Origin of the sequence: Anabaenopsis tanganyikae CS-531 (assembly GCF_029891675.1) — a bacterium.
In the GTDB taxonomy this organism is placed as follows: domain Bacteria; phylum Cyanobacteriota; class Cyanobacteriia; order Cyanobacteriales; family Nostocaceae; genus Anabaenopsis; species Anabaenopsis arnoldii.
The window spans coordinates 13368-37877 of the sequence record NZ_JANQDF010000172.1 but is presented as its reverse complement, the minus strand read 5'-3'; the positions used below and the strand labels follow the sequence as shown (position 1 = coordinate 37877).

At 42.2% G+C, this 24510-nt stretch carries 18 protein-coding genes and 3 pseudogenes; 12 read left to right on the top strand and 9 right to left on the bottom strand.

The window, feature by feature from the left end; translation table 11 throughout:
• A pseudogene (locus NWP22_RS16745) lies at positions 1-509 on the bottom strand (IS630 transposase-related protein); the annotation flags it as partial.
• Positions 510-700: 191 nt separating this feature from the next.
• Entirely contained in the window at positions 701-3088 is a 2388-nt protein-coding gene (locus NWP22_RS16740; RefSeq protein ID WP_271731352.1) for an endonuclease MutS2, read from the bottom strand.
• Positions 3089-3508: 420 nt separating this feature from the next.
• Between NWP22_RS16740 and NWP22_RS16735 the strand changes: the two genes are divergently transcribed.
• The 6 genes and pseudogenes from NWP22_RS16735 (at position 3509) to NWP22_RS16710 (ending at position 10980) form a co-directional block, all read left to right on the top strand.
• Positions 3509-4168, top strand: coding sequence for an OB-fold-containig protein (locus NWP22_RS16735; RefSeq protein WP_271731354.1), 660 nt, complete (start codon positions 3509-3511; stop codon positions 4166-4168).
• A gap of 28 nt (positions 4169-4196) precedes the next feature.
• A complete protein-coding gene (locus NWP22_RS16730; RefSeq protein ID WP_271731355.1) occupies positions 4197-6134 on the top strand; it encodes a flotillin family protein in 1938 nt (645 codons plus the stop codon).
• A 248-nt stretch (positions 6135-6382) separates the two neighbouring features.
• Positions 6383-7546, top strand: a complete 1164-nt coding sequence (locus NWP22_RS16725) for a GuaB3 family IMP dehydrogenase-related protein (RefSeq protein ID WP_271731356.1) — start codon at positions 6383-6385, stop codon at positions 7544-7546.
• 331 nt (positions 7547-7877) lie between these two features.
• A pseudogene (gene trxA, locus NWP22_RS16720) lies at positions 7878-8222 on the top strand (thioredoxin); the annotation flags it as partial.
• A 266-nt stretch (positions 8223-8488) separates the two neighbouring features.
• The gene (locus NWP22_RS16715) at positions 8489-9559 is read left to right on the top strand and encodes an LOG family protein (RefSeq protein WP_280791259.1); all 1071 of its coding nucleotides are present in this window, start codon (positions 8489-8491) and stop codon (positions 9557-9559) included.
• Positions 9560-9648: 89 nt separating this feature from the next.
• Positions 9649-10980 (top strand): D-alanyl-D-alanine carboxypeptidase, encoded by a 1332-nt coding sequence (locus NWP22_RS16710; protein ID WP_271731359.1) that lies wholly within the window; start codon positions 9649-9651, stop codon positions 10978-10980.
• 104 nt (positions 10981-11084) lie between these two features.
• Here the strand turns inward: NWP22_RS16710 and lptC are convergent, their stop codons facing one another.
• From lptC to metG, 3 genes are all read right to left on the bottom strand, one after another.
• Positions 11085-12341 carry an LPS export ABC transporter periplasmic protein LptC gene (lptC, locus tag NWP22_RS16705; protein WP_271731360.1) on the bottom strand — a complete coding sequence of 419 codons (1257 nt, stop codon included), beginning with the start codon at positions 12339-12341 and terminating at the stop codon, positions 11085-11087.
• Positions 12341-12970, bottom strand: a complete 630-nt coding sequence (locus NWP22_RS16700) for a LabA-like NYN domain-containing protein (protein ID WP_271731361.1) — start codon at positions 12968-12970, stop codon at positions 12341-12343. The genes lptC and NWP22_RS16700 overlap by 1 nt, the downstream gene beginning before the upstream one ends.
• Before the next feature lie 159 nt (positions 12971-13129).
• Complete coding sequence (gene metG, locus NWP22_RS16695; RefSeq protein WP_271731362.1) at positions 13130-14731, bottom strand: methionine--tRNA ligase; 1602 nt, start codon at positions 14729-14731, stop codon at positions 13130-13132.
• A 376-nt stretch (positions 14732-15107) separates the two neighbouring features.
• On the opposite strand from metG, the gene NWP22_RS16690 reads away from it, so the two are divergent.
• The 3 genes and pseudogenes from NWP22_RS16690 to NWP22_RS16680 all read left to right on the top strand — a co-directional run bounded on the left by NWP22_RS16690 (position 15108) and on the right by NWP22_RS16680 (position 16859).
• Positions 15108-15242 (top strand): hypothetical protein, encoded by a 135-nt coding sequence (locus tag NWP22_RS16690; RefSeq protein WP_271731363.1) that lies wholly within the window; start codon positions 15108-15110, stop codon positions 15240-15242.
• A pseudogene (locus NWP22_RS16685) lies at positions 15191-15595 on the top strand (1-acyl-sn-glycerol-3-phosphate acyltransferase); the annotation flags it as partial. The gene NWP22_RS16690 and the pseudogene NWP22_RS16685, both read left to right, overlap by 52 nt.
• A 430-nt stretch (positions 15596-16025) precedes the next feature.
• Entirely contained in the window at positions 16026-16859 is an 834-nt protein-coding gene (locus NWP22_RS16680) for an alpha/beta fold hydrolase (protein WP_271731365.1), read from the top strand.
• Here NWP22_RS16680 and NWP22_RS16675 read toward each other — a convergent pair.
• From NWP22_RS16675 to NWP22_RS16665, 3 genes are read right to left on the bottom strand one after another with little or no spacing between them, the layout of a single operon-like run.
• Positions 16856-17419: a hypothetical protein gene (locus NWP22_RS16675; protein WP_280802129.1), complete on the bottom strand. Its 564-nt coding sequence runs from the start codon at positions 17417-17419 to the stop codon at positions 16856-16858. The two genes, NWP22_RS16680 and NWP22_RS16675, sit on opposite strands and share 4 nt — an antisense overlap.
• A gap of 9 nt (positions 17420-17428) precedes the next feature.
• Positions 17429-20287, bottom strand: coding sequence for a protease Lon-related BREX system protein BrxL (gene brxL / locus NWP22_RS16670; RefSeq protein ID WP_280802128.1), 2859 nt, complete (start codon positions 20285-20287; stop codon positions 17429-17431).
• A 44-nt stretch (positions 20288-20331) separates the two neighbouring features.
• Positions 20332-20583 carry a hypothetical protein gene (locus tag NWP22_RS16665; RefSeq protein ID WP_280802127.1) on the bottom strand — a complete coding sequence of 84 codons (252 nt, stop codon included), beginning with the start codon at positions 20581-20583 and terminating at the stop codon, positions 20332-20334.
• A gap of 154 nt (positions 20584-20737) precedes the next feature.
• On the opposite strand from NWP22_RS16665, the gene NWP22_RS16660 reads away from it, so the two are divergent.
• The gene (locus tag NWP22_RS16660; protein WP_280802126.1) at positions 20738-22213 is read left to right on the top strand and encodes a leucyl aminopeptidase; all 1476 of its coding nucleotides are present in this window, start codon (positions 20738-20740) and stop codon (positions 22211-22213) included.
• On the opposite strand, the gene NWP22_RS16655 is transcribed toward NWP22_RS16660, so the two are convergent.
• The gene (locus NWP22_RS16655; RefSeq protein ID WP_271731372.1) at positions 22207-22353 is read right to left on the bottom strand and encodes a hypothetical protein; all 147 of its coding nucleotides are present in this window, start codon (positions 22351-22353) and stop codon (positions 22207-22209) included. The two genes, NWP22_RS16660 and NWP22_RS16655, sit on opposite strands and share 7 nt — an antisense overlap.
• A gap of 37 nt (positions 22354-22390) precedes the next feature.
• On the opposite strand from NWP22_RS16655, the gene plsX reads away from it, so the two are divergent.
• Positions 22391-23413 carry a phosphate acyltransferase PlsX gene (plsX, locus tag NWP22_RS16650; protein ID WP_280802125.1) on the top strand — a complete coding sequence of 341 codons (1023 nt, stop codon included), beginning with the start codon at positions 22391-22393 and terminating at the stop codon, positions 23411-23413.
• A gap of 86 nt (positions 23414-23499) precedes the next feature.
• A complete protein-coding gene (locus tag NWP22_RS16645; RefSeq protein WP_280802124.1) occupies positions 23500-24492 on the top strand; it encodes a beta-ketoacyl-ACP synthase III in 993 nt (330 codons plus the stop codon).
• Positions 24493-24510 lie beyond the last annotated feature (18 nt).

The window sequence follows — 24510 nt, the reverse complement described above, 5'->3', positions numbered from 1 at the left end:
TGATTTAAGTGCATGGAAGCGCTGTCCTTTTGAGTTCCAACCGTAATCATACTGGTCTCGGTTGTCCATTCCTGACTCATCGAGATATACAATCTTCTCCACAGGTAACTTAGACAACTGCGTTACGAAAGCCTGTCGTTTAACCTCATCGCGCTCACGGTAGCCATAAGTCTTTTTTTTCGCGTAAAACCAATTTTTTTCAAAGCTCTTGAGATTGTGCGCTCGCTAATTTCTTCAGGCCAAAGTGAGGCCATCTCTACTTGGGTTTTATCGCCATGCACGGAAGCGAACTCACGAAATTTTTCCCAATCGGTAATTTTGTGACCATTCCCAGGACGCTTACTAGGCAAGGCTTGGAAGTCCCCCGTTTCGGTTTTTCGCTTCAACCATAGGGTGATGGTGTTGCGACTAATATTAAACATTTGACTGGCTTCAGTTTTCTTCAAGCCATCGAGTTCAATCGCTTGGATTACTTTTTGACGAAGGTCGTAACTGTACGGCTTGGGCATATACCTGTAGCAAGCGAGCGCTTCACATGAAAAGGGACTACTTATAGTTTATGCTTAAATTACCTTGGCGGTTGCTATACCTAATCTATTAAATTAAGTAAATCACGTTGTAAACGTTGCGTAGCATGGCTTAGGCCTGCGTAGCAACATCAGTTTAGAATCCCCTGTGTTTCAACCAGGGGAGATGTCAATTATTTAATATGAGCAATGGTGACACCACTACCACCATCTACTTGTTCTGCTGGTTGGTGGTGGCTAACTCTGGAGTGCTGATGCAAAAAGGCGTGAACTCCTTGCCGTAATTTACCGGTACCATGTCCGTGAATAATCCAGATTGGCCCTGTAGCTTCAGAAATTGCCTGATCTAAGATAATTTCCGCATCTGCTACCCGTTTACCACGCAAATCCACTGTATTTCGAGACGTGCGAATAGCTGGGGCGGGTTTTTCCGGCTGAGGAACTACCGCGGGCTTCTGTTTAACTACTGGTTCAGCTTTTTGACCATCCAAAGATTCGATGTCTTCGAGCTTAACCGTCATCTTCATCATCCCAAAGCGAACGCTGAACTCACCATCCTCATCGGGAGCAGTTAAAACTTCCGCTGTTTGTCCAAACTGGGAAATCCGCACGCGATCGCCCACTTTGGGCTTAAACCCAACTTTGGGTTTTGCTGGTGCTTTTGGTTGATATTTTTGGGCAATTTGATTTAATGCATCCGTTGCTTGTTGAGCATCTTGGGCTTTAGGTGTACCTTTTTGCAACCGGCGAATCACTTGGGCAATTTCACCTTTAGCCTGAGCGATGGCTTGTTGTACTGCTACTTCCTGATCAATCCGCAAAGCTTTTTCCCGTTCCTGCAAAGCTTGAGATTTTGCCGACACTTCCTTATATAAACGTTCCGCTTGCTGCAACAAACTTTGAGCTTCCGCAGCTTTAGTTTCTTGGCTGCGGCGTTGCGCTTCTAACCCAGCAATCACCTGATTAATTTCGTCCGTAGCTCCTCCCACTTGAGTTTTTGCCTGTTCTACCACCTCTGGTTTTAAACCTAAACGCAGAGCAATTGCTAAGGCGTTAGAACGTCCAGGAATCCCCCATAATAAACGGTAGGTAGGCGAAAGTGTGCTTTCATCAAATTCTACAGACGCATTTTCAAATCGCTGATCATCATATTTGAGCGCTTTTAATTCACCAAAGTGAGTTGTGGCCATTGTTAGCCGGGCATGATTAGCTAGATATTGTAGTAGAGCGATCGCTAAAGCACTACCTTCTGCTGGATCAGTTCCCGCCCCCACTTCATCCAGAAGGACGAGGGATTGGGTATTATCTGCCTGTTCCCCAAGACTCAAAGCATTCAAAATCCGACTAATCCGGCGAATATGTCCAGAAAATGTTGATAAACTTTGCTGTAATGATTGTTCGTCCCCAATATCAGCTAATACCTGGTCAAACCAAGGTATTTCTACTGGTTCGCGGGCGGGAACAAATAACCCTACCTTCGCCATTAATGCTGCTAAGGCCAGGGTTTTTAAAGTGACTGTTTTACCACCGGTATTTGGTCCAGTAATCGTTACTACCCGAATATGGGGACTAATTAATAAATCCACTGGAACCACCCCTTGACCATGTTCATGCTGCTGTTGCCACACTAACAGAGGATGGCGTAATTGCCTTAGGGTAATGACTTCATTTTCCCCACGGTTAATAAATCTGGGAGGATTAGCTCCTAACCAAAAACTGTACCTAGCCCTGGCGGTTGCTAAATCCAATGTGGTCACAATTGCTAACAACCGTTCCAAATCTACTTTGACTGCTGCGACTTGCTGTGTCAGCATCCGACGAATGGCTTCTTCTTCAACTTCCTCTCTTCTGAGAGTCTGTCGCAGTTGGTTACCCAAAGGCACTATAGAATTAGGTTCTATATAAAGAGTAGCTCCACTGGTAGAAGTATCATGTACAATACCCGGTATCGCATCCTTTTGGGGTGCTTTTACTGGGATAACAAAGCGATCGCCTCTTTGGGTAATAATTTGTTCTTGAACTGCGCTCGATTTTGCATGTAATATATTTTGCAATTTTTGAGTAATTTGAGCGCGTAATTTACGTACTTCTGTACGAATTTCACCCAGTTTTTGGCTAGCACGGTCGGTTACTTGGCCTCGTTCATCAATACATCGGTGTATTTCCTGCTCTAGTTCGGGATAAGTCCGTAAATCAGCAACTAACTGTGTGAGTACGGTCAAATCTTCTTGATTATCAATGACGCGGCGTAAATTTCTCGCCCCTGCCAAGGTCGTAGCGATCGCTAGCAGTTCATCCCCTGCTAAAATACCGCTAAGTTCTGCCCGTTCTAAAGAATCGCCAATATCTTGAACACCCTCAAATGACAATCCCGTTGTCATTCGATTCTCCAGTTGGTAAACTTCTTTAGTCTGGGCAAGTAATTGCTCACTTTCTGCTTGAGATGCAGGTATTTTCAGATGCAGTGATGCGATCGCCCCTAGTTTAGTAGCCGCAAATGTGGAAAGATGCTGACAGAGGCGATGCCATTCGAGTAGTTCTAAGGTTTCAGACTGGATCAAGGCTTCAATATCTAATCTAAAAGAATTGTAACAATTGTGGCTGCTATAGGACTCACTCTTCAAGGAGAAAAAATTACTGGGTCATGAGACCACTGTATTACTACCTCTTGACTCTTATGCAGATATATGCTAACTATCTTCAATTCTAGCCTGAAACAGGGTCAAGTTGGCATTTAAATACAAGAGTTTCTCAAATCTGCCCAACCAACTCAATATTATTCGGGCAACGGATTTTAAAATTAGTTAAATATTTCAAGAAGTTTCATACAAAATATTAAAAAATATATTCTTGTGTGCAAAGAAAAAAAATAGCCAAAATCATACTCTAATATTCTGATGTGAAAACTATCAATTTCAATTAATGCCAACTGTATACAGGTATCACAGAAGCTAGTCAGCATAGTATATCGACAAAATCTTATGCTATTTAACCCCGCCAATTTACCCTATTGGATATTCCTAGGCATGGGAATATTGCTGTTTGTATTTCTGATCATTTCCATTGGGGGAGATGGAGATGTAGAATATGATGACGATATCGATATCCAAGTCAACTTTGATCAATTACTAGGATGGGCAGGCATTGGCAAAGCTCCACTCATATTGTTACTAGCAACAGATTTGAGTTTGTGGGGTATTTTAGGACTGATATTAAACAGTTGGGCGATTAGCCTAAGTAAAGGTAATTTAAGTGGGTTTATTAGTGGAACTGTATTATTAATTTCGCTAATTATCAGCTTATTACTGGGCAGATTAATAGCACAAGTAATTGGGAAAATATTTGCTGAATTTGGTGAAGATACTAGTAAAGAGCGATTGATTGGTTGTCTGGGTACGGTTACTTCCTTTTACATTCCTAGTGAACAGGAAGGTAAAATCGGGCAAATAGACATACTAGATGGAAAATCAAATTTTTTGACAATTAGTGCAGTTTTACCAAAATGGGCAACTGTGTCGCCCAAACGTGGAGAAACAGTAATTGTCATTGAAATCAATCAGCAAAATTATGTTGTGATTGCCCACAAGAGTCGTGATGAACAACTTTGGCTAGCCAACTCCATCAACCAAGATAAAAATTAAACAAATAGAACAAATAGGGATCATAATTATGTTATTTTGGTTAACTTTTATCCAGTCATTGCCAACTGTAAACACACATCAAACCTTACAACCAAAACAGCAGGAAACAGGATATCTCGTTCAAACTATCCCAGTGAGAACTCAATCTACTATCGCTCAAATCCATAGTTCATTGGTATTACCAGGAGTAATTGGGGCTTTCATCCTATTACTTTTATTGAGTTTGTACGCTTACACAAGAGTTTATGTAGTCACACCCAATAATGAGGCTTTCGTCAGAACTGGGGGACTGTTTACAAAAAAGAAATCGGTAATTCTTTATGGCGGTTGTATTGTTTTACCAGGATTCCACCAACTGACTCGCGTCCCCCTGCGAGAAATTTCTATTGATGTAGAACGTACTGGAAAACTAGCCGTGCGTACTAAAGACTATCTGAGAGCAGATATTAGAGTCACATTTTATGTGTGTATTAATGCCTCTGAAGAAGATGTCTTAAAAGCAGCTGCGAGATTATCTCAGAATGGTAACAAAATTACTGGGGAAGATATAAAGAACGCCCTAGAAAAACGTGCTGATGATGCCATTAGAGCAGCAGCTAAAACCAAGGATATTGCAGAAATAGATTCAGATAAATTGGGTTTTGCTCAAGAAGTCTTGAACTTAGTAGGACCAGATCTAAAAAAAGTGGGTTTAACCCTCAATAATATTGCAATTTCGGAAATATTAGAAAGTGTTACCTATGACCCAGATAACTTTTTTGATGCCCAAGGTGTGCGTTTAAGAACGGAAATTATTCAGCGTTCCATTGAACAAAAACGGGAAGTTGAGTTAACAACCCAAGTAGCAATTGAACAAAAAGAACTGGATGCTGAAAAGCGATCGCTACAAATTGCCCAGGAGAAAGAAAGTGCAAAACTAGCGCAAAAACTCCAAGTAGAGGCACTGAAGGCACAGCGAGAACGGGAAATTCAAGAAGCAAAAGATAAAGAAGCCGCCGCTATACAAAGAACTAAAATTATTCAAGATAAATTAGTTGCAGAAGAAGAAATTCGCAAAAAATTAGCTTTACAGCAAACCCAAATAGAAGCTGAGATTGCTCTGGAAGAACGAAACAAACAGTTAAAGGTGACCCAATCCCTGCAAAAACAAGAAGCCGAAATTGCCGAAATTGACCGTCAACAAAAGGTAGAATCAGGCAGACTCAAAGCACAAGTAGAAATAGTTGAGTCAGAAAGATTAACACGCATTGCCCAAGAAGACGTTGCGATCGCCATTGCGTCCAAAAAACGTGAAAGCTTTATAGCGCAGGCAGAACAAGCCAAAGCGGAAGAATCAGTCAATACAGCCGGGGAAATTGAAAAAGCCGAACGTGACAAACGCTTGTCAACTATTGCAGCGGAAAAGGCCGCCCAACAGCTGAGTATTAGCGATCGCAATATCATAGAAATAGATGCTTTCCGCCGTCGTCGCCAAGCAGAAATTGCCCAAGAAGCAGCAGAATTAGAAGCTGAGTCAATTCGGATCCTCGCCGCAGCTAACCGCGATCAAGTTTTAGCAGAAGCAGAAGCCCTAAAAGTGAAAATTGCCGCCGAAAATACCATCAGTAATGCTAACCTATCTGCTAAAATTATCACTACCATTTGGCCGGAATTAGCCGATAAACTCCCGGAAATTATTACCGCATTAGCACCTCAACCTGGAGTTTTAGGAGATACTCGTATTTACTCATTCCCTGGTGCTAACGGTACAAATAGCAGTCAAGATATTAACAAATTACTTCTTTCTACCAGTGGGCTTTCCTTAATTAATACCTTGCTTGACGAAGGGAAGTTAGGGGAATTAATCGGGCAATTTAGCCAACTAGTCCGTACTGAAAATCAAGTAATTAAGGACACAGACAGTAATGTTTACTTATCTAACAAGACAACACAAACTTATAGCCAGACCAACAAAGAAATTGGTTAACAATAGTTAGGAACGCTTACTTAGTATAAAAGATTTTATGACAGGCGCAGCAGTCATCATATCCTAGCTCCGTGGGAGGACTTAAGTCCTCTCTCCGTCAGGGAGGCAGAGCAATGAGTAAAAACAAAAAATTAAAATTTCTGGTCACAATGGGGTAAATCCTAATATTCATTACTGGCAAAAAAACTGCTGCAAATACCCTCACAATTTGATACCCTAGCTTAAACAGATTTGAGAAAAGTTAAAGCGTGGAAATTCAACTTGGGCGCGGGAAAAAAGCTCGTAGAGCTTATGGAATTGATGAAATTGCTCTAGTTCCTGGTAACAGAACACTAGATCCAAGTCTGGCAGATACTAAGTGGACTATCGGCAATATTGAACGAGAAATCCCGATAATTGCCAGTGCCATGGATGGGGTAGTGGATGTGAAGATGGCTGTACGCTTGTCACAGTTAGGAGCATTAGGAGTCATCAATTTAGAAGGTATCCAAACTCGCTATGCCGACCCAGATCCGATTTTAGATCGGATTGCCTCTGTAGGGAAAAGTGAATTTGTTTCCCTTATGCAAGAACTCTATGCCGAACCGATCAAGCCGGAATTAATTGAAAAACGTATTCAGGAAATTAAACAGCAAGGTGGTATAGCCGCGGTGAGTGCAACCCCAGCCGCAGCCAGTAAATATGGTCAGGTAGTGGCAAAAGCCGGAGCAGATTTATTTTTTGTCCAGGCTACAGTAGTCTCTACAGCGCATTTATCCCCAGATTCGATAGTTACCCTTGATTTGGCAGAATTTTGCCGTTCTATGCCCATTCCGGTGGCCTTGGGCAATTGCGTCACCTATGAAGTCACCTTGAATTTACTGAAAGCCGGAGCGGCTGCGGTATTAGTAGGAATTGGACCGGGTGCGGCTTGTACCTCTCGCGGCGTTTTGGGCGTAGGTGTACCACAAGCAACGGCGATCGCTGATTGTGCCGCAGCCAGAGATGACTATTATCGGGAAACTGGTAACTATATCCCCATCATTGCCGATGGCGGTCTAATCACCGGTGGCGACATTTGTAAGTGCATCGCCTGCGGTGCTGATGGTGTGATGATTGGTTCTCCCTTTGCGAGAGCCGCGGAAGCCCCTGGCCGTGGCTATCATTGGGGAATGGCAACTCCTAGCCCAGTATTGCCCCGTGGTACGCGCATTAACGTTGGTACTACTGGCAGTCTAGAACAAATACTCATTGGTCCTGCCGGACTAGATGATGGTACTCATAATCTTTTGGGAGCCTTGAAAACTAGCATGGGTACATTAGGAGCCAAAAACATCAAAGAAATGCAGCAAGTAGAAGTGGTAATCGCTCCTTCCCTACTAACCGAGGGAAAAGTGTACCAAAAAGCCCAACAATTAGGCATGGGTAAATAAACAATCCCCCATAGGCACTAGAGAATCACTAATAAGAAATAAATTATTTAGTTTCTACCATGCCCTATACCCCATACCCAAACTCAAAGTTGGCAGAAATTTTTTTCCAGACTCTTAAAAAAATCCTGGAAAAATCCAATCTGTAGCCTACAATGGAGATAGCGGAGACGCATGTTTCCGTTCACTCCTCACACCACACTCCGCCCGGACTACTGTTCGGGCGGTTCCTTATGTTTATCCATAATTTCTTTAACTTCGTTGCAAATGTACATTCTTCACCTCTAAGCTGCTGCTTTTGCTATGGTAGAATTTTCACCAAACTCAAAAATATAATTGGCAAAGGTTTTTAGGCATGTCAGCAGCCGCACAAGTTACAGATTCTAGTTTTGATCAAGAAGTACTTCACAGCGATGTACCCGTTTTAGTTGACTTCTGGGCCCCCTGGTGCGGTCCTTGCCGCATGGTAGCTCCTGTAGTGGAGGAAATAGCCGATCAGTTTCAAGGTAAAATAAAAGTTGTGAAAGTCAATACTGATGAGAATCCTAACGTTGCTAGTAAGTACGGTATCCGCAGTATCCCCACGTTAATGATTTTTAAAGGTGGGGAGAAAGTTGATATGGTAGTTGGCGCAGTACCTAAAACTACATTAGTTAACACTTTGGAAAAATATCTTTGAAACTCAATTGGGATCAACATCCTTTTGATCCTGCCATTTGCTCTAGATTTAGATCAATATGCGAGGCGCGAAAACTCGCGTCTCCAAAAATTTTCTGTTGTGGTAAAGAGTTTGAGATGACCACTGCTAAAATAACAGGCCTTTTCTAAAAATTTACTTTCATAAATCTTTACCAACCACTAATTATCAAACACGACTGCCCAAGGCAGTTGTCTATTGCATTGCAAAATTAGGTAAAATGTAATGCCATTGTGACGAAAGTTCTCATGACCTCATCTGCGTCGTTTGAAACATTAGAGAGTCTCCAGGCGGACATCGCTGAACTATTTGACCGGTTACCAACGTTAAAAAATCGGCAACTGATTCAGCAGGCACTGGCTACTATAGTGCGTTTAGCTGACAGTGAAATTGAACGTCTGGACTGGAAAATCTTATCGGCCGCTTTAGCAGATATGGAGCGAGGTTTCCAGTTATTTTATGACTATCGACACGTCCGCAAAATAACTATCTTTGGTTCTGCTCGTCTATCCCCAGAAACACAGGAGTATCAGATAGCCCTGGAATTTGCTCGCTCTGTTTGTCAGTTAGGATTTATGGTAATGACAGGCGGTGGCGGCGGCATCATGCAGGCAGGTAACGAAGGCGCAGGGCGAAATAATTCCTTTGGCTTAAATATTCAGTTACCATTTGAGCAACAGGCTAACCCATTTATTGAGGGTGATCCTAAGCTAATCCATTTTAAGTATTTCTTCACCCGCAAACTGTTTCTCCTCAAAGAAAGTGATGCCGTGGCTTTATTTCCTGGAGGTTTTGGTACTCAAGATGAAGCTTTTGAGTGTATGACCCTCAGCCAGACGGGTAAATTTGGTCCGGTTCCTGTAGTTTTAATTGATCATCCAGGTGGAGATTATTGGCGCTCCTGGAGCGAATATATTGATAAACAACTTGTGCAGAAAGGTCTTGTCAGTCCTGAAGACCCCAGCCTTTACACAGTCACAGATAACCTGGAAGTAGCTTGTCATGCTATCACCAATTTTTATCAAGTTTACCACTCTAGCCGTTACGTAGGTGAACAGTTGGTCATTCGTCTATCAACAGATTTATCTGATGCTGCGGTGGAAAAATTAAATGCTAACTTTAGCGACATTCTGGTAAAAGGAAAAATTATCAAAAGTCAGGCTTTACCCCCAGAAAACCAAGATGAGACCGAGGAATTACCCCGTCTGGTGTTGTATTTTAACCAACGTGATTTGGGTCGCCTGTATCAAATGATTGCGGTAATTAACCAGATGGGTACACCTTCTGTGGCAGAAAAACCTCATCCAGAAAGAAAGTAGGGGCGGTTTGACAGATATTATTCCTGGTCAATACTGATCATGAGCAAAAAACTTGTATATTAGCTCAGGAAACATATAGGGGGATCAAGATGCTGGAATTATTAGGTTCGGGTTTAATTTCTCTTTGGCTGGAAATGGCTGGGGTACAAATTAAGCCCACAGAAGCTTTGGAAACTTTGGCTTTACACAATAGCCGTGGTTTAGTTCTAGCTCCTGATCCTAATCCAGCAGGGTCTACCACAGTTCAGCAATATTTACAGGAACTAATTACCACGAAATTAGTACCGGAAAATTTGACCGAGAGTCAGGGGATTTGGTTACAGTCCGGACCTATTTTGATGGCTAATCATCAAGGTACAACACCTCTACCAGCTGCTTCTTTAACTAAGATTGCTACTTCACTTGTGGCTTTGAAAACTTGGGGGCCAGACCACCAATTTGAAACTTTGGTCAGCTCTACAGGTCCAATAGTTAACGGTGTATTGCAAGGTGATTTGGTGATTACTGGTGGTGGTGATCCCATGTTTGTTTGGGAAGAAGCCTTCGCCCTGGGTAATAGTCTCAATCAAATGGGTATTAAGCAGGTAACGGGAAATTTGGTGATCAGGGGGAATTTTGCCATGAATTTTGAACCAAATCCTATATTAGCTGCTCAGATGCTCAAGCAAGCCCTAAATCATTTAAGTTGGACTCGTCAGGCAAATTACATATATTCAACCATGCCCAAGGGCACAGCTAAACCTCAAGTTGTGATTGCGGGGATTGTAAAATCAGCATCCCAACCAAACCCCCAAGAAACCCTATTGATGCGTCGCGGTTCTTTACCTTTACACCAACTTATCAAGGAAATGAATGTTTTTAGTAACAATGTCATGGCTGAGATGTTGGCTCAATCCCTAGGAGGTACAGCGAAAATGCGATCGCAGGCTGCCAAATTTGCCGGAGTCCCGGAGGCAGAAATTCAATTAATTAATGGTTCAGGTCTGGGAGTAGACAATCGTATTTCTCCGAGGGCTGCCTGTGCTATGTTAATGGCAATTCAACGGGAAGCTACCACCCACAATATTAATGTAGCTGACTTGTTTCCTACCTCTGGATTTGACCGTCGAGGAACAATGCAAGCTAGAAATATGCCTTATGCTACTGTGATGAAAACTGGTACTTTGCGCGAGGTTAGTGCTTTGGCTGGAGTCTTCCCTACACGCGATCGCGGTTTGGTTTGGTTTGCTATTATTAACCGTGGTCCACAAATTCCAGCCTTCCGAGCTAGTCAAGATCGGTTTTTACAAGCTCTTGTCCAACGCTTGCAAGTATCTCCCAATATTCCCTCTACTATTACTCCCAACTCTCCTAAATATTCTTTACCTGAATTGGGCACCCCTAGTCGTAACGCAATTTTGTTCCCCGCTAATAATCCTTGATTGGGTAGATACACTGAAACAATCAAGGATTATTAGACCCTCCTGTGGGGGTGTCAACTATTCTCTCAGATGTTTTTAATTACTAATTTATTTTTCCCTGTTCCCTAATTACTAGTACCAACATCTTGAGGAATAATTTCTGTTACTACCCTGCCACCCGATTTCCCACTTTTAACTACAATGTCCTCTGTTTGTAGGTTACCAATGGCTGTTCCACCTGTAAAATTTATTGGTGGGTCAATCTGAGTATAAAAAACATTTCCCTGAGCTTCTAATAATTTCTTGTCGAGATACCAACTTAATTGATTAGATTTGAGAGTCTGACCACGTTGCCCTATAGCGTTGACATTTCCTGTTAAATTCACAATTTTATTCGCTATTTTCATTTCGCCTCTGTTGGCGGTTACAGTCACATTCTCAGCAGTCTGGACAACACTCAGAGTCGAATTAGTCTTCACTGTTTCTGCTTTCATATCCCAGGTCATAGACTTACTAGCTATTTGCGTCGGTGGGTCTAATAAATTTAACTGGGCGTTTTTTTTGATCGTGGCAATTTGGCTTTTTAAGTTTATTTCCGCAGCATCTCCCTTTCCACGGTCAGTAATTTGATTGTTGTTGTAACGGTCAATTTCTATGGTGCTTTCACTAATTAATATTTCTTCTGGAATCTGCCAAATTAAATTTTCCGTTCGCATTTGCATTTGGGGATCAACGGAGCTAGCTACTACGCTACCAGAAAATTCTATACGTTGTTCGCGAGTTTTAACTCGTGCTTCTTGCGCAGATGCTTTTAGTCGTTTATGAGTTCCATTGATTTGCTTACGGACAATTAATAAATCTTCTTGAGGTAACCATTCTAATTCATTACCTTTCAATACAATACCGTTCTTAGGATCCGTAGCCACTATCTTTCCCTTGAGAAATAGCCGCTGACCATCCTGTTCAATATCTGCTCTTTCTGCTTGTATTTCGTAAACCGGTTTGCCATCTTGGTATAGTTGACCAATGGGATTTTCTGCCTCACCAAGTTTGTCTTGAGTGTATCTCGCTTTTTTAGCTCGCACTTTCCATAGCGGTTTTCCGACCTCGTCCGCTTGCTCTAAGGTGACATCGAAAAATGTCAAATTACTTTCTTGGGGAGATGAATCAGAATCTTTAGCTTGTTCAGCTATTGGGTATCTACCACCACAAGCAACTAAACCAAGTAACAATAAAAAAGTTAAAGGCAGGTAAAAAAGGTCAGCTTTTATTTCGACCCCCTTCAGATTTTGTAATAAAATCAATATAGGTAAATTTTGATTTTTTTCCCTTGTTTTAGGACAATTTACCCTCTTTTTTGGCCTGCCTTTTCGATAATTCATTAATCTTGGATTTCTAAGTGTTGATCACTTTCCCTGATATCTTCCAGAAACCCCATGCTGGATAGAGGTCGATATGGATAGCTTTGTCGCGGGTTTTTTTGAATATCCTCTTTGATGGCTTCTAAATCAATATAGCGATCGCTGACGTTGATTAAGCTATCACTGGTCATTGAGCGCAAGCTGACGACCTCTACACGCACACCACGATAGCTAACTGAGTTCACCGCGTATGCCAAGTCACCATCGCCGCTGACTAATACCGCGGTATCATAAGAATCTACTAAAGCCATCATATCTACGGCAATTTCTACATCCAGGTTAGCTTTTTTTGAGCCGTCCGGCAACTGCACTAAATCTTTGGCAATCACTCGATAGCCATTCCGACGCATCCACAACAAGAACCCTTGTTGCTTTTCGTTGGTTCTGTCTACACCTGTATAAAAGAAAGCACGCAATAGTCTAGATCCCCCAGTTAATCTGCATAGTAGCTTCGTGTAGTCAATTTCAATTCCCAGTTGTAAAGCAGCATAAAATAGATTGGAACCATCAATAAAGATAGCGACACGACCTCGATTTTCTAAGACTTGTTCCGGCGTAAATATTGAGTCACTTTCTAGATTATTCAACATTGTTCTCATACCTCATTATTATTCTTGTTATATTTGATACGCTTTAGCAAGGTGATATGCTAGAACAGCTTATGATAAGGTTTCGGAGCTAATAAATTAAGCCCCGATAAGTTTTTTGACAAAATTAAGAACTTGAACAAAACCGAAAAATGAACAGGACTAATGGTTTTTTGAAGTTTCTATGCGCTTGAACACGGGATGGGGTTTACCCAAGGATTGTGTACTGGTTAGTACACCCCATTTTGCATGGGTGGCAAAACCGGCAAGCATGGAAGTTTTTATTTGATCATTAAAGTCGATTCCAAAGCCCAGCTGCTGATAAATGGCGCTACTGATATTCGGAATAATTGGGGACAGGAGATAAGCTGCTAGTCTAACAGATTCTAGAACTGCGTACAGTACTGTTTCCACTTCCTGCTGCTTTCCTAGTTTATATAGTGACCAAGGGGCTTGTTCATCAATAAACTTGTTACTGGTACGAACCAGCATCAGGATAGCTTCACAGGCTTGGTTGAAAGCTAGCGCCTCATAGGCTTGTTTTACCTGTTCTCCTAGACTTAAACCAATCGCTTTCAAAGGATTTTCGTCATTAATGGCTTCATTTGCAATTGGCACTCCATCGCCAGTACAGTATTTCTTCACCATGTTTAACGTCCGATTCAGCAAATTACCTAAGTCATTAGCCAAATCTGCATTCAAAACATTAATGAATCTAACTTCATTAAAATCGCCATCTTTGCCAAATTCGATTTCCTTAAGGAAGTAATAACGAACCGCATCACTACCATAGCTTTCCACTAGCCTTACAGGATCAAGTGTATTACCCTGAGACTTACCCATTTTTTGGCCATCTTTAGTTAAAAAACCATGCCCAAACACCTTATCTGGCAAGGGTAAACCGGCTGACATCAGCATAGCTGGCCAATACACTGCATGAAATCGGAGGATATCTTTACCAATTAAGTGCAAATTGATTGGCCACCAAGTTTCTAAGGCATTAGCTAAAGTTGGTTCTGAATTTGCTTCTAGTAGTGCGGTGACATAAGCTAGCAACGCGTCAAACCAAACATAAAGGGTATGCTTGGGATCAACTGGTACAGGAATACCCCATTCCAGATTGACCCGTGAAATAGAAAAGTCTTGTAAACCCTGGCCAACAAAGCTCAAGACTTCATTACGACGACTCCCTGGTTGAATAAAATCTGGTCGAGACTGGTAAAATTCCTCTAGCTGCGTTTGATACTTAGATAGGCGGAAAAAGTAATTTTGCTCGTCCCGCCACTCCACTTCCTTGTTAGTATGAATAGGGCAGCGGTGTCCTTCTAATAGTTCCCGTTCTTCCTTAAATTCTTCACAAGATACACAGTACCAACCTTTCTGTTGTCCTTGGTAGATATCACCTTTTTCCCAGACTCGGTGGAAAAACTCTTTAACTATGGCTTCATGGCGAGAATCTGTAGTCCGACTAAAGCGATCATATTGAATATCTAATAACTGCCATAAGCTGATAAAGCTAGGCACAATTTGATCGCAAAATTCTTGTGGGGCTTTTCCTAAACTTTCTGCTGAACGCTCAATTTTCTGTCCGTGTTCATCTGTACCTGTAATTAGCAGCACCCTATCCCCCAGGAGCCTGTGAAATCGGGCTACTGCGTCCGCTGCTATTGTTGTATAGGCACTTCCCACGTGAGGAACATCATTCACATAATATAGGGGCGTAGTCAATGCAAATGTTTTTTCTGTTTTATCCACTAAATTCATACAGAATAAAAAAAAAGAAATTATTAACCTTTTCTATCTTACTTTTACTGGCCAATATCCGCAATCATATAATATTACTACTTGTTTGACAAATGGTAAATTACTATTAGCGAATTCAGAATTGTAACAATTATTTATTAATGTGTATAAATCCATTACCTTGAGTCCTAAAAGATTATTTAGCTAGTAGTAATATTTTCTATCTTTTACTATCAGATTGATTGTCACCGTCACTACATAAATCTAAACTCCAAAAACCTAACTACCTTGATGCATAAAATTTATATACCTAAAGACTACCTTCATATCAAGAATGAAATGTAAAGATTAAGTCAAGCTCATATGCCATATTTTGTAAAAATCATATTAATTATTGATGATTCCCAGCAATCGCCTGGATGTTTCTGGCTATTACCTAGCGGTATCGACGCTATCCAGAGCTAGCATAGCTTTTTTGAGCAGTCAAAGCAGATGGCGGGTGTTTTTCCTCAAGGAACTCAGCCAATGGTGACATTCTCCGCCTCAAGGAGGTAGGTGAATTTCACAGAGGATTTGCTCATTTAGGACTGTGGTCTACTTTATTTGGGAATTTTACCAATTGCGATCGCCCAAGCGCTGACCTGTCAGTCCGCTTCCCTAACAGAAGTAAATACTCATGGTTTACCTCTGGGACTGCAAAGTTTTTTGAGCCGTCAGGACTTTTATTTAATTAATCAACCCGGTTTACATCCCTTGGTTATCTATCATAGGGTGGCTGTGTTGATTGGCCGCCCTTATTCGGTGACACCACAACATTAACGAAAATATCATGGCAAACAAGCCAAAAATGTTGTGAATGAACTAACTAAGCATTGCCACAATTAAATTACTATTTTACTAGTTTAAGCTTTTCATTAAAGATTAGATAGGGGGTATTTTTGACAAACCCAGGAAACTAGGCTTAAGCAATTGACGCTGCACAATTAACAAGTTAAAACTTAACACTGTTTACAATGGTCATTTCAACTCTCAAACACAATATATGCTGATATACACAGGAGTGAAACTCTTTCTTTCCTGTTAATTTCACTTGTCTATCTGTAAATAAACCACCAATTCAATAGTTTTTGATAAATTGATTTTATCTTAACTGTGTCATTTATATTCAATGTGGTCTTACTATCCACGCTATCATTTTATCATAATTTCAAGTGCATGATTGTGCTTCACACTCTTAGTGTGATCACATCTGGAACAAATCGGATATTTACCCGGGTAATTCCATAACAACAAAAAGTTGAATTTAAATTTTACAATGCCAAAAGTTGAGCTAAAGCCGTGTTTTCTCACTCCTAACCGAGTCCAACTAGAGTATCCGTTATTTGTGTATTTACCAGGACTGGATGGAACTGGTGAACTATTGCGATCGCAAACGGCTGGCTTAGAAGTTGGCTTTGATGTGCGGTGTTTAGCGATCCCCAGACAAGACCTCACCACTTGGGATGAGTTAAGCAACAACGTCTTAGAGTTAATTAATACCGAATTACAAAAAAACTCACAAAGACCAGTTTACCTGTGTGGCGAGTCCTTTGGGGGTTGTTTGGCCATGAAAGTAGCAACCCAAGCACCACAATTATTTAAGCGGATTATCTTGATTAACCCAGCATCAGCCTTTCAGCTGCGCCCTTGGTTAACTTGGACATCCCAACTAACTTACTTAGTTCCAGAATCCTTTTATGAGCTTGGCACACTAGGGTTATTGCCATTTTTAGCATCCTTACCACGCATTCCCCGCCATTTGCGCCACGAACTACTCAAAACCATGCGGTCTGTACCCCCAGCCACAGTTACTTGGCGATTGTCTTTACTCAAGGAATTTAACGTCACTCAAGCCCAGTTACGCCAACTAACTCAAGCAGTTTTGCTGATTGCTGGTGCTGGCGATCGCCTTTTGCCATCTGTACAGGAAGCCGAACGCTTAGTAAATATTTTACCTAACACCAAGTTAGCTGTATTACCTGACAGTGGACACGCCTGTTTACTAGAATACAATGTTAATCTCTATAAAATCTTGCGGGATCAGAATTTTGTAGAACACCACATTCAAGCCTCTCAGGAAATACAAAATCAATTACCCACACCCCATTAACTGCTGCGACGCAGTCTATCAATTCTATTCAACTGCGGGTGAACCATAAAATGAGGGACGCTAAACACTTGGAAAAGGCGATTACTCGCACCATCACACCCTTCTGGTTCTACTGGAAGTTTGTTGCAGGTCTTATCCCCCAATCCAAATAATATCCAATCGACCAAATAACGAAAATGTGTAATATCTTTTTTGCGATCTGCTTGCAGTAGCGCTTCGCTATTGCGTATCCTGGGATGAGGAATATTAACTAAGCAATATTTCAGCATCTGTGTCCCAGGAAGATTGTAATTTGGCTCTAAAAAATTAATCTCAGGGATTCGGTTAAATTTGTGGCAGTATTCTGGCAACTGTCTCTTTTTGATATTGTCGTAAGCACAATCTATCCAATAATCCCACCTGCCATAAATAACTCTGTCCCACTTAACTACTTGTTTAAACATCCACCCATGAAGTAGATCCGCTTCTAGGAAGGGATCTATTCCTGGGTATGGGTAATTATAAAAACATTCTTCGGAGAGATTAATTGCTATCGCACGATCATGCGGATTAAATCTCATCTCTCCCACCTAGTAGTTTTCGATTTGGTGGTTGGCTCTATCTTCAACACCTGTCATTTCAGCAATCTCTGCTTCTATCTCAGCATCACTAGGAGGTAATGCGTTACCAGCTTCCTCAATTAAAATTAATGGAGAAAAATGCTGTGCGGAATCATTACTGTACTGGTATTTATCTTTATATCCAGTAAAGCCCTTTAGTTGAGCAATTCTGTCGCCAACTTCTAGATCAGCGCGAATCCAGTCCAAATCCCAATCTGAATAGTTATCTTTACAATAAAGCAAGTGAGGCGCATAAAAGTACAAATTAATTAAAGTTGCCTTAGCGCACCATTCGTTGTCAGTGTAACCAATAGCATTAGTCGTATAGTTGGATGCGGCCAATAATAACCGCCCTGATTCTACATTTGGATCTAAGAAAAGTTCTTCACTGCTGATAGCATTACTACTTTGAGATTTAAATTGCTTTTCGCACCAGCGACGGGCTTCATCAATTGAGATGCTAAATTCGTACGACTCTTCATCGTCGCTTAATTCCTCTAGAATTGCCCCAAAGTAATCGCATGGATAAAGCAGGAGGAGCCTTAAATTTATTACTTGCATTAAGCGATTGTGGGCGGTACGACGGTATTCTGTATTTGCACCTTTCAGGTAATCTCTTGTTTGAGGGAAATTACTCACAGATGGATGCCCCAAACTCCATAACAACCAGTCAAAGAAATAATGCACTGCTCCCCATTTATTCTCAGTATTAAGAATACCAGGTTCAATTTGATTGATGCAGTGAATCAGCATTTTCTTTACAGATTCATGTCGAGAACGGAAATCTAATTTAGTCCAAGCATCCTTAATAACTCGCTTGTTATTCTTGTTCTCTTCCCAAAACAGCCACCGCCCATTGATTTCTGTCTCAACAAACGTTAGTGGTTGTAATAGCCAGCCAGCTTCTTGCCCCATTGCTTTATAATCTTCCGGAAAATCTTCGGAAATTAGAGTACTTCGCCGAGTTCCGCGAAAAGGAACAGAAATTCCCATTAATCCCTTGGGTTTTTCTCCAGGCATACGATTGATTAATAGGTTGGGTTGAGTTAGTGGCACATTAGCCAGGCGTTCACGATAAGCTTCTATCACTTCTCTGTTTTCTCTGCGTGGTTTAAATGATGGTGTACGGAAAATTCTTTTTCCGGGTATTTCTTCAACTGACTCAGGGAAAATAAATTCCTCAGCTACAGATTCTGGCTGAAGTAATTCATGGTTATGAATCTTATTAATTTTATAGATGTTTGATAATTCTTTTGTATCTTCGTTAAATGCAGCTAATGCTGCTTGTACCTCGGCTAATTCATCACCGGTTGGCAAGGGCTTAGTAGCTTCCTCAATCAAAATCAAATGACCAGGGGTAAGAATATCTTGGCTAATGAGGGTAGATCCTCCCTGTTCTGGTACGGAAACAAAATGCTCATCCATTGTTTCCAGGTCAATGTAACTGAAATGGACATCATAAAATTCCATACCGCCAATTTTCTTTAACTGTTCCTTCACCCGTCGGCGCACTCGCAGTGCATATACTAGAGCATCATGTACATCTTGTTTACTAAATGAACCATCGGGGAAAAGTAATTTTAGTAATCCTGATACAGTTTTACGTACTGCTTGCACGTCCCGTTGTTTGAGGTTATTACCCAAGCGAAAATAGCGGTCAATCGCATCGGCAAAACTGCGTTTACGCATTTCCCGCAACCACTCTGCTAAATAATCAACAATAAAACCATATTGATTGGTAAAATTCTCTGGGCTGAATTTGGGAATTTCCCAACCGGGAATATAGGCGTGAAAGCGGTCAAAAAAGGTAGTATCAATCATGGCTTCAGGAAAAGGAGCCAATAAATGAGAGGTTTTCACCAAAGATTCTACGCTTTGATCAATATTACCCACAAAAACCATAGAAGCATTAGCGGTAATTTCTGCCTTACCCCGTGCAAAGGAACCTGAAGCCATGTAGTCTTTCATGATTTGTACACCATCGTTGTCATGAAAGCTGATACCAGCGACCTCATCAAAAGCCACTACATCAAATAAACCGACCAATCCCACGCGCCGGGTGGACATATTATAAAAAAGATTGGCTACTGTGGTTTTACCGCCAGAAACAAGGATGCTGTTGGGAGAAACTTCTTTATAAACGTGGGATTTACCTGTGGAACGGGGGCCAAGTTCACAAGAGTTATAATTATTCTCGCAAAGAGGTATTAAACGCGCGAGTAAATGCCATTTTACTTCGTCGCTCACAATAGTTGGTTCTAGTCCGGTTGACCTGATTAACAGGTCAATCCATTCATTGCGGGTAAAAGCTGGACGACCTGCAAACAGTTCATCCATATCTACATTAGGCATTTGAATGGGTTTAAGACTGGCGACAATAAAAGGACTAGGTTTTGTCCCTCCTTCGTACTCCATTTGTAAAATACACCAAATTCCACTTCCTAGGAGTTTAGAATTTAGTTTCACAGTTTCTGGGTCAATTACTACACCTTTAATACCGAGATTGGTTAAGGTACCTTGGTAAATATCATCTTTTTCGTTGAGTGTGACGTTTACTTGGTCAATGATTGTAAAACGTCCTAGTTCTCTAATTTTGGATTTGACTAGCTCCGCTTCATCAGGACGAACATAATTTTGAGCTAGGATATTTTTGACACGAGTAACGCCTTCTGCAATAGTAGTTTCTTCATCTGTGGCACAGTACATACCCAATAGATACTCCAGCACATAGACGGGTACATTTGCACCTTCTTTGATGCGCTTTGTCAGGTCTTTCCGTACTACCTTACCAGGATAAATGTTGTTTAGTTTTTGGTTAAGGTCGTCCATGGGGAAAAGGGGAGAGGGGGGAAACTCAAGATTTGGGGTTATGATTAAAAATCACCAAAGTCATTGGCAATACCTAAACTAATTATCCATGTTTCTCGCAGCAATTCGCTCTGGTCATCTGCATCTTTGACAATTAAATAAGCCCTAGTGGGAGGACTAGCGGTATTTACAGTCAATCTTAAGTCAATTGCTCGATCGCCTGGATTAGGACTTGTACTAGTTAAATTCACTCTAGGTACATCTGTAATCGGGGTGTCGGTTTGAGGGTAACTTGAAATGCAGTAACTTAGTGTCACTATTTAATCAATTAAATGGGGTGAAGATGTGATGAAAATTACGGCTGAAAACTTATCAAACATCCTCTCAGACTGTTTGGTATTTTCTACCCAAGCGAAAATAGAATTTTAGGTAATACTGGTACAAGCAGGAAAACCTAGATAAAATCAGAAAATGAAAATTCAACCTAGTGACAAGGCTTTGCTAGATTGGGCAGGGGATAGTTTGGCAATTGGATTATTTGAAGATGCAGTTGAGTTGACTGGTGACCTGGCAAAATTAGATGAGCAGTTTGCGGGGGTTTTAAAAGAACTAATTGCCGAAGAAGAATTTACCGCCAAAGCCTACAGCACCATTTCCACCCGTGTTAGTGCTGGTGGCTCTATCCGTAAAGTAATTTTAGTGGGTTTGGGGAAACCAGAAGCCCTGAAATTAGAAACCCTGCGACGTGCGGCTGCTGCTGTGGCCAGGGTGGCGAAAAAGCAAAAAAGCAAAGTTCTCGGCTTGAGTTTTCCTGTGTGGAATAATCAGCCAGCAGCGACTGCTCAAGCTATAACTGAAGGTACGCAACTAGCGCTTTATCAGGACATTCGCTTTAAGTCTGAGCCAGAAGATAAAGGAGCAAAAATTGAGACAGTAGATTTACTGGGACTGAGTGGACAAGAAGCAGCCATTACCCTAGCTAATCATATCGTCTCCGGGGTAATCTTAGCTAGGGAATTGGTAGCAGCACCAGCCAATGAGGTAACACCCATTACCCTAGCAGAAACAGCCCGTGCGATCGCGACTGAACACGGCATAGAGGTAACAATTCTGGAACGGGAAGACTGCGAAAAGTTAGGTATGGGTGCATTTTTAGGAGTTGCCCAAGCTTCAGACTTACCACCAAAATTTATTCACCTCACCTACAAACCCGAAGGTACACCGAAACGCAAACTAGCAATTATTGGTAAAGGCTTAACCTTCGATTCCGGGGGACTAAATATTAAAGGTGCTGGTAGCGGCATCGAAACTATGAAAATTGATATGGGCGGTGCTGGTGCGACCTTGGGTGCTGCCAAGGCGATCGCCCAAATCAAGCCAGATGTAGAAGTTCACTTCATTTCAGCCGCCACAGAAAACATGATTAGCGGTCACGCCATGCACCCAGGGGACATCCTCAGAGCATCCAACGGCAAAACCATAGAAGTGAATAACACCGACGCTGAAGGGCGTTTGACCTTAGCGGATGCCTTGGTGTATACAGATAAATTGGGAGTAGATGCCATGGTTGATTTAGCCACCCTCACCGGTGCTTGTGTGATTGCCTTGGGTGATGACATTGCCGGCTTATATACGAACGATGATGCTGTAGCTTCCCAACTGCAACAAGCCGCAGAAACCGCAGGGGAAAAACTGTGGCGGATGCCAATGGAAGAAAAATATTTTGAAGGGTTGAAATCCGGGATTGCGGACATGAAAAATACCGGTCCGCGTCCTGGGGGTTCCATTACTGCGGCTCTTTTCCTCAAACAGTTCATTAAAGATACCCCTTGGGCCCATTTAGACATTGCTGGGCCAGTGTGGACAGATAAGGAAAACGGTTACAACAGTTCAGGGGCTACAGGCTATGGTGTAAGAACCCTAGTTAATTGGGTATTAGCTCAGTAGGAAGCCACAAGCAGGGTATTTGACTCCTTAATCAGTGCGCCCCAATCCCTGAAAATTTGCCACGTAGCTACTAAAATATGTTGCAATACTAACAGGAAGAATATGGCAGTGAGAAACTCCCGGTTTTTCAGCAAAGCCATCTGGTAAAATTTGTAAGGTTTCTAGTAGCTCTAAGCAATGGGATTGACTGGCGTACGGATAGCAATTGACGCAATGGGGGGGGATCATGCACCCGGAGAAATCGTCACTGGCGCACTGCGGGCAAGTGACGAATTGGGTGTAAAAGTACTATTAGTTGGTGATCCCCAACAAATAGCAGCCGCCCTGCCCCCAAACACTAATTTGGAGCGGGTAGAGATCGTTCCTGCACAGGAAGCGATCGCAATGGATGAGGAGCCTTTGAATGCGGTGAGACGCAAACGCAAAGCTTCTATTAATGTGGCTATGGATTTAGTCAAGCAGCAGCAGGCAGATGCCGTGTTTTCTGCGGGACACTCAGGGGCAGCTATGGCAGCAGCTTTGCTCCGCCTGGGACGATTGCCAGGAATTGACCGCCCCGCCATTGGTACGGTTTTCCCCACAATCAAAGCCGGTAAACCAGTACTCATACTTGATGTTGGCGCCAATGTAGACTGCCGCCCTAAGTTTTTAGAGCAGTTTGCTGTCATGGGGTCAACTTATAGTCAGTATGTCTTAGGTATTACTAATCCCCATGTAGGTTTGTTGAATATCGGCGAAGAAGACACTAAGGGTAATGAGGTCGCCCTGCGCGCCCATGAATTATTACGGGAAAATTCCCAAATTAATTTTATTGGTAATGCTGAAGGGCGTGATGTACTTTCGGGTAACTTCGATGTGATTGTCTGCGATGGCTTTGTGGGTAATGTGTTGTTGAAATTTGCCGAAGCCGTGGGGGAAGTGATTCTGCAAATCTTGCGCGAAGAATTACCCCAAGGATTACATGGTCAAATTGGGACGGCAATTTTAAAACCTAACCTGAAGCGAGTTAAACAGCGCATGGATCATGCAGAACATGGCGGTGCTTTGCTGTTAGGCGTAGCCGGAGTCTGTTTTATTGGCCACGGTAGCTCTCAAGCTCCTTCTATTTTTAACGCCATTCGCATGGCCAAAGAAGCTGTAGATAATCAGGTGCTGCAAAGACTTCAGTCCCAATATGAAATCCTACAGCAGGAAACCTAGAAATTAGTCACAAAACTAGCGAGCAATAGCTGGGAAAAAAATACAAATTTTCATGACTAAAATTCTTATAGCTTGGGAGACTAGGAGTGGAAAAGTTAGGCATAGCAATTACAGGTAGCGGCTCGGCAGTACCAAAAAATCACCTCAGTAACCAGGATCTGACTGAACTGGTGGAGACTTCAGACGAGTGGATTACCACAAGAACCGGAATTCGTCAACGGTGTTTAGCATTGCCATCTGAATCGGTGAGCACCCTCGCGGCTGATGCCGGTAGTCAAGCGATCGCGGCGGCAGGGATAAAGGCAACAGACCTAGATTTGATTCTGCTGGCCACATCCACCCCAGATGATTTATTTGGCAGTGCTTGTCAAATTCAGGCGGCATTAGGAGCAACCAAAGCAGTAGCCTTTGACTTAACGGCTGCTTGCTCTGGGTTTGTCTTTGGGCTAGTCACAGCAGCCCAATATATCAGAACAGGCGTTTATCAAAACGTACTCCTAATTGGGGCTGATATCCTCTCTCGCTGGGTGGATTGGCAAGACCGCAGGACTTGTGTACTGTTCGGTGATGGTGCGGGAGCGGTGGTACTGCAAGCCAATAACAGCGATCGCCTATTAGGATTTTCCCTGAAAAGCGATGGGACCCAAAACCGCTACCTCAATCTTGCTTATACCCCCTCCGCCCAAGAACTCCTGCCCAATGTAAATATCACTCAAGGTACTTACCAGCCGATCACCATGAACGGCAAAGAAGTATACCGCTTTGCTGTGCAAAAAGTCCCTGAAATTATTGATAAAGCTTTATTTCAGGCTCATCTCACTATTGAGCAAATAGACTGGCTGATCTTGCATCAAGCCAATCAACGCATTCTTAATGCCGTTGCCCAACGCCTAAATATTCCAGAAAACAAGGTAATTAGCAATCTGGCTAATTATGGTAATACCTCTGCCGCCTCTATTCCCCTAGCCCTAGATGAAGCAGTGCGCCAAGGCAAAATCAAACCCCACGACATCATTGCCACATCTGGCTTTGGTGCCGGACTCACTTGGGGCGCAGCAATTTTTCAATGGGGAAGATAGTTAAAACTCAAGAGTAAA

Coding starts and splice junctions, on each gene's coding strand:
- NWP22_RS16735 (WP_271731354.1), top strand. CDS start 3,509: ATGCTATTTAACCCCGCCAATTTACCCTATTGGATATTCCTAGGCATG.
- NWP22_RS16730 (WP_271731355.1), top strand. CDS start 4,197: ATGTTATTTTGGTTAACTTTTATCCAGTCATTGCCAACTGTAAACACA.
- NWP22_RS16710 (WP_271731359.1), top strand. CDS start 9,649: ATGCTGGAATTATTAGGTTCGGGTTTAATTTCTCTTTGGCTGGAAATG.
- lptC (WP_271731360.1), bottom strand. CDS start 12,341: ATGAATTATCGAAAAGGCAGGCCAAAAAAGAGGGTAAATTGTCCTAAA.
- plsX (WP_280802125.1), top strand. CDS start 22,391: ATGGGATTGACTGGCGTACGGATAGCAATTGACGCAATGGGGGGGGAT.
- metG (WP_271731362.1), bottom strand. CDS start 14,731: ATGAATTTAGTGGATAAAACAGAAAAAACATTTGCATTGACTACGCCC.
- brxL (WP_280802128.1), bottom strand. CDS start 20,287: ATGGACGACCTTAACCAAAAACTAAACAACATTTATCCTGGTAAGGTA.
- NWP22_RS16655 (WP_271731372.1), bottom strand. CDS start 22,353: ATGGCTTTGCTGAAAAACCGGGAGTTTCTCACTGCCATATTCTTCCTG.
- NWP22_RS16715 (WP_280791259.1), top strand. CDS start 8,489: ATGACCTCATCTGCGTCGTTTGAAACATTAGAGAGTCTCCAGGCGGAC.
- NWP22_RS16675 (WP_280802129.1), bottom strand. CDS start 17,419: ATGAGATTTAATCCGCATGATCGTGCGATAGCAATTAATCTCTCCGAA.
- NWP22_RS16700 (WP_271731361.1), bottom strand. CDS start 12,970: ATGTTGAATAATCTAGAAAGTGACTCAATATTTACGCCGGAACAAGTC.
- NWP22_RS16690 (WP_271731363.1), top strand. CDS start 15,108: ATGATTCCCAGCAATCGCCTGGATGTTTCTGGCTATTACCTAGCGGTA.
- NWP22_RS16680 (WP_271731365.1), top strand. CDS start 16,026: ATGCCAAAAGTTGAGCTAAAGCCGTGTTTTCTCACTCCTAACCGAGTC.
- NWP22_RS16660 (WP_280802126.1), top strand. CDS start 20,738: ATGAAAATTCAACCTAGTGACAAGGCTTTGCTAGATTGGGCAGGGGAT.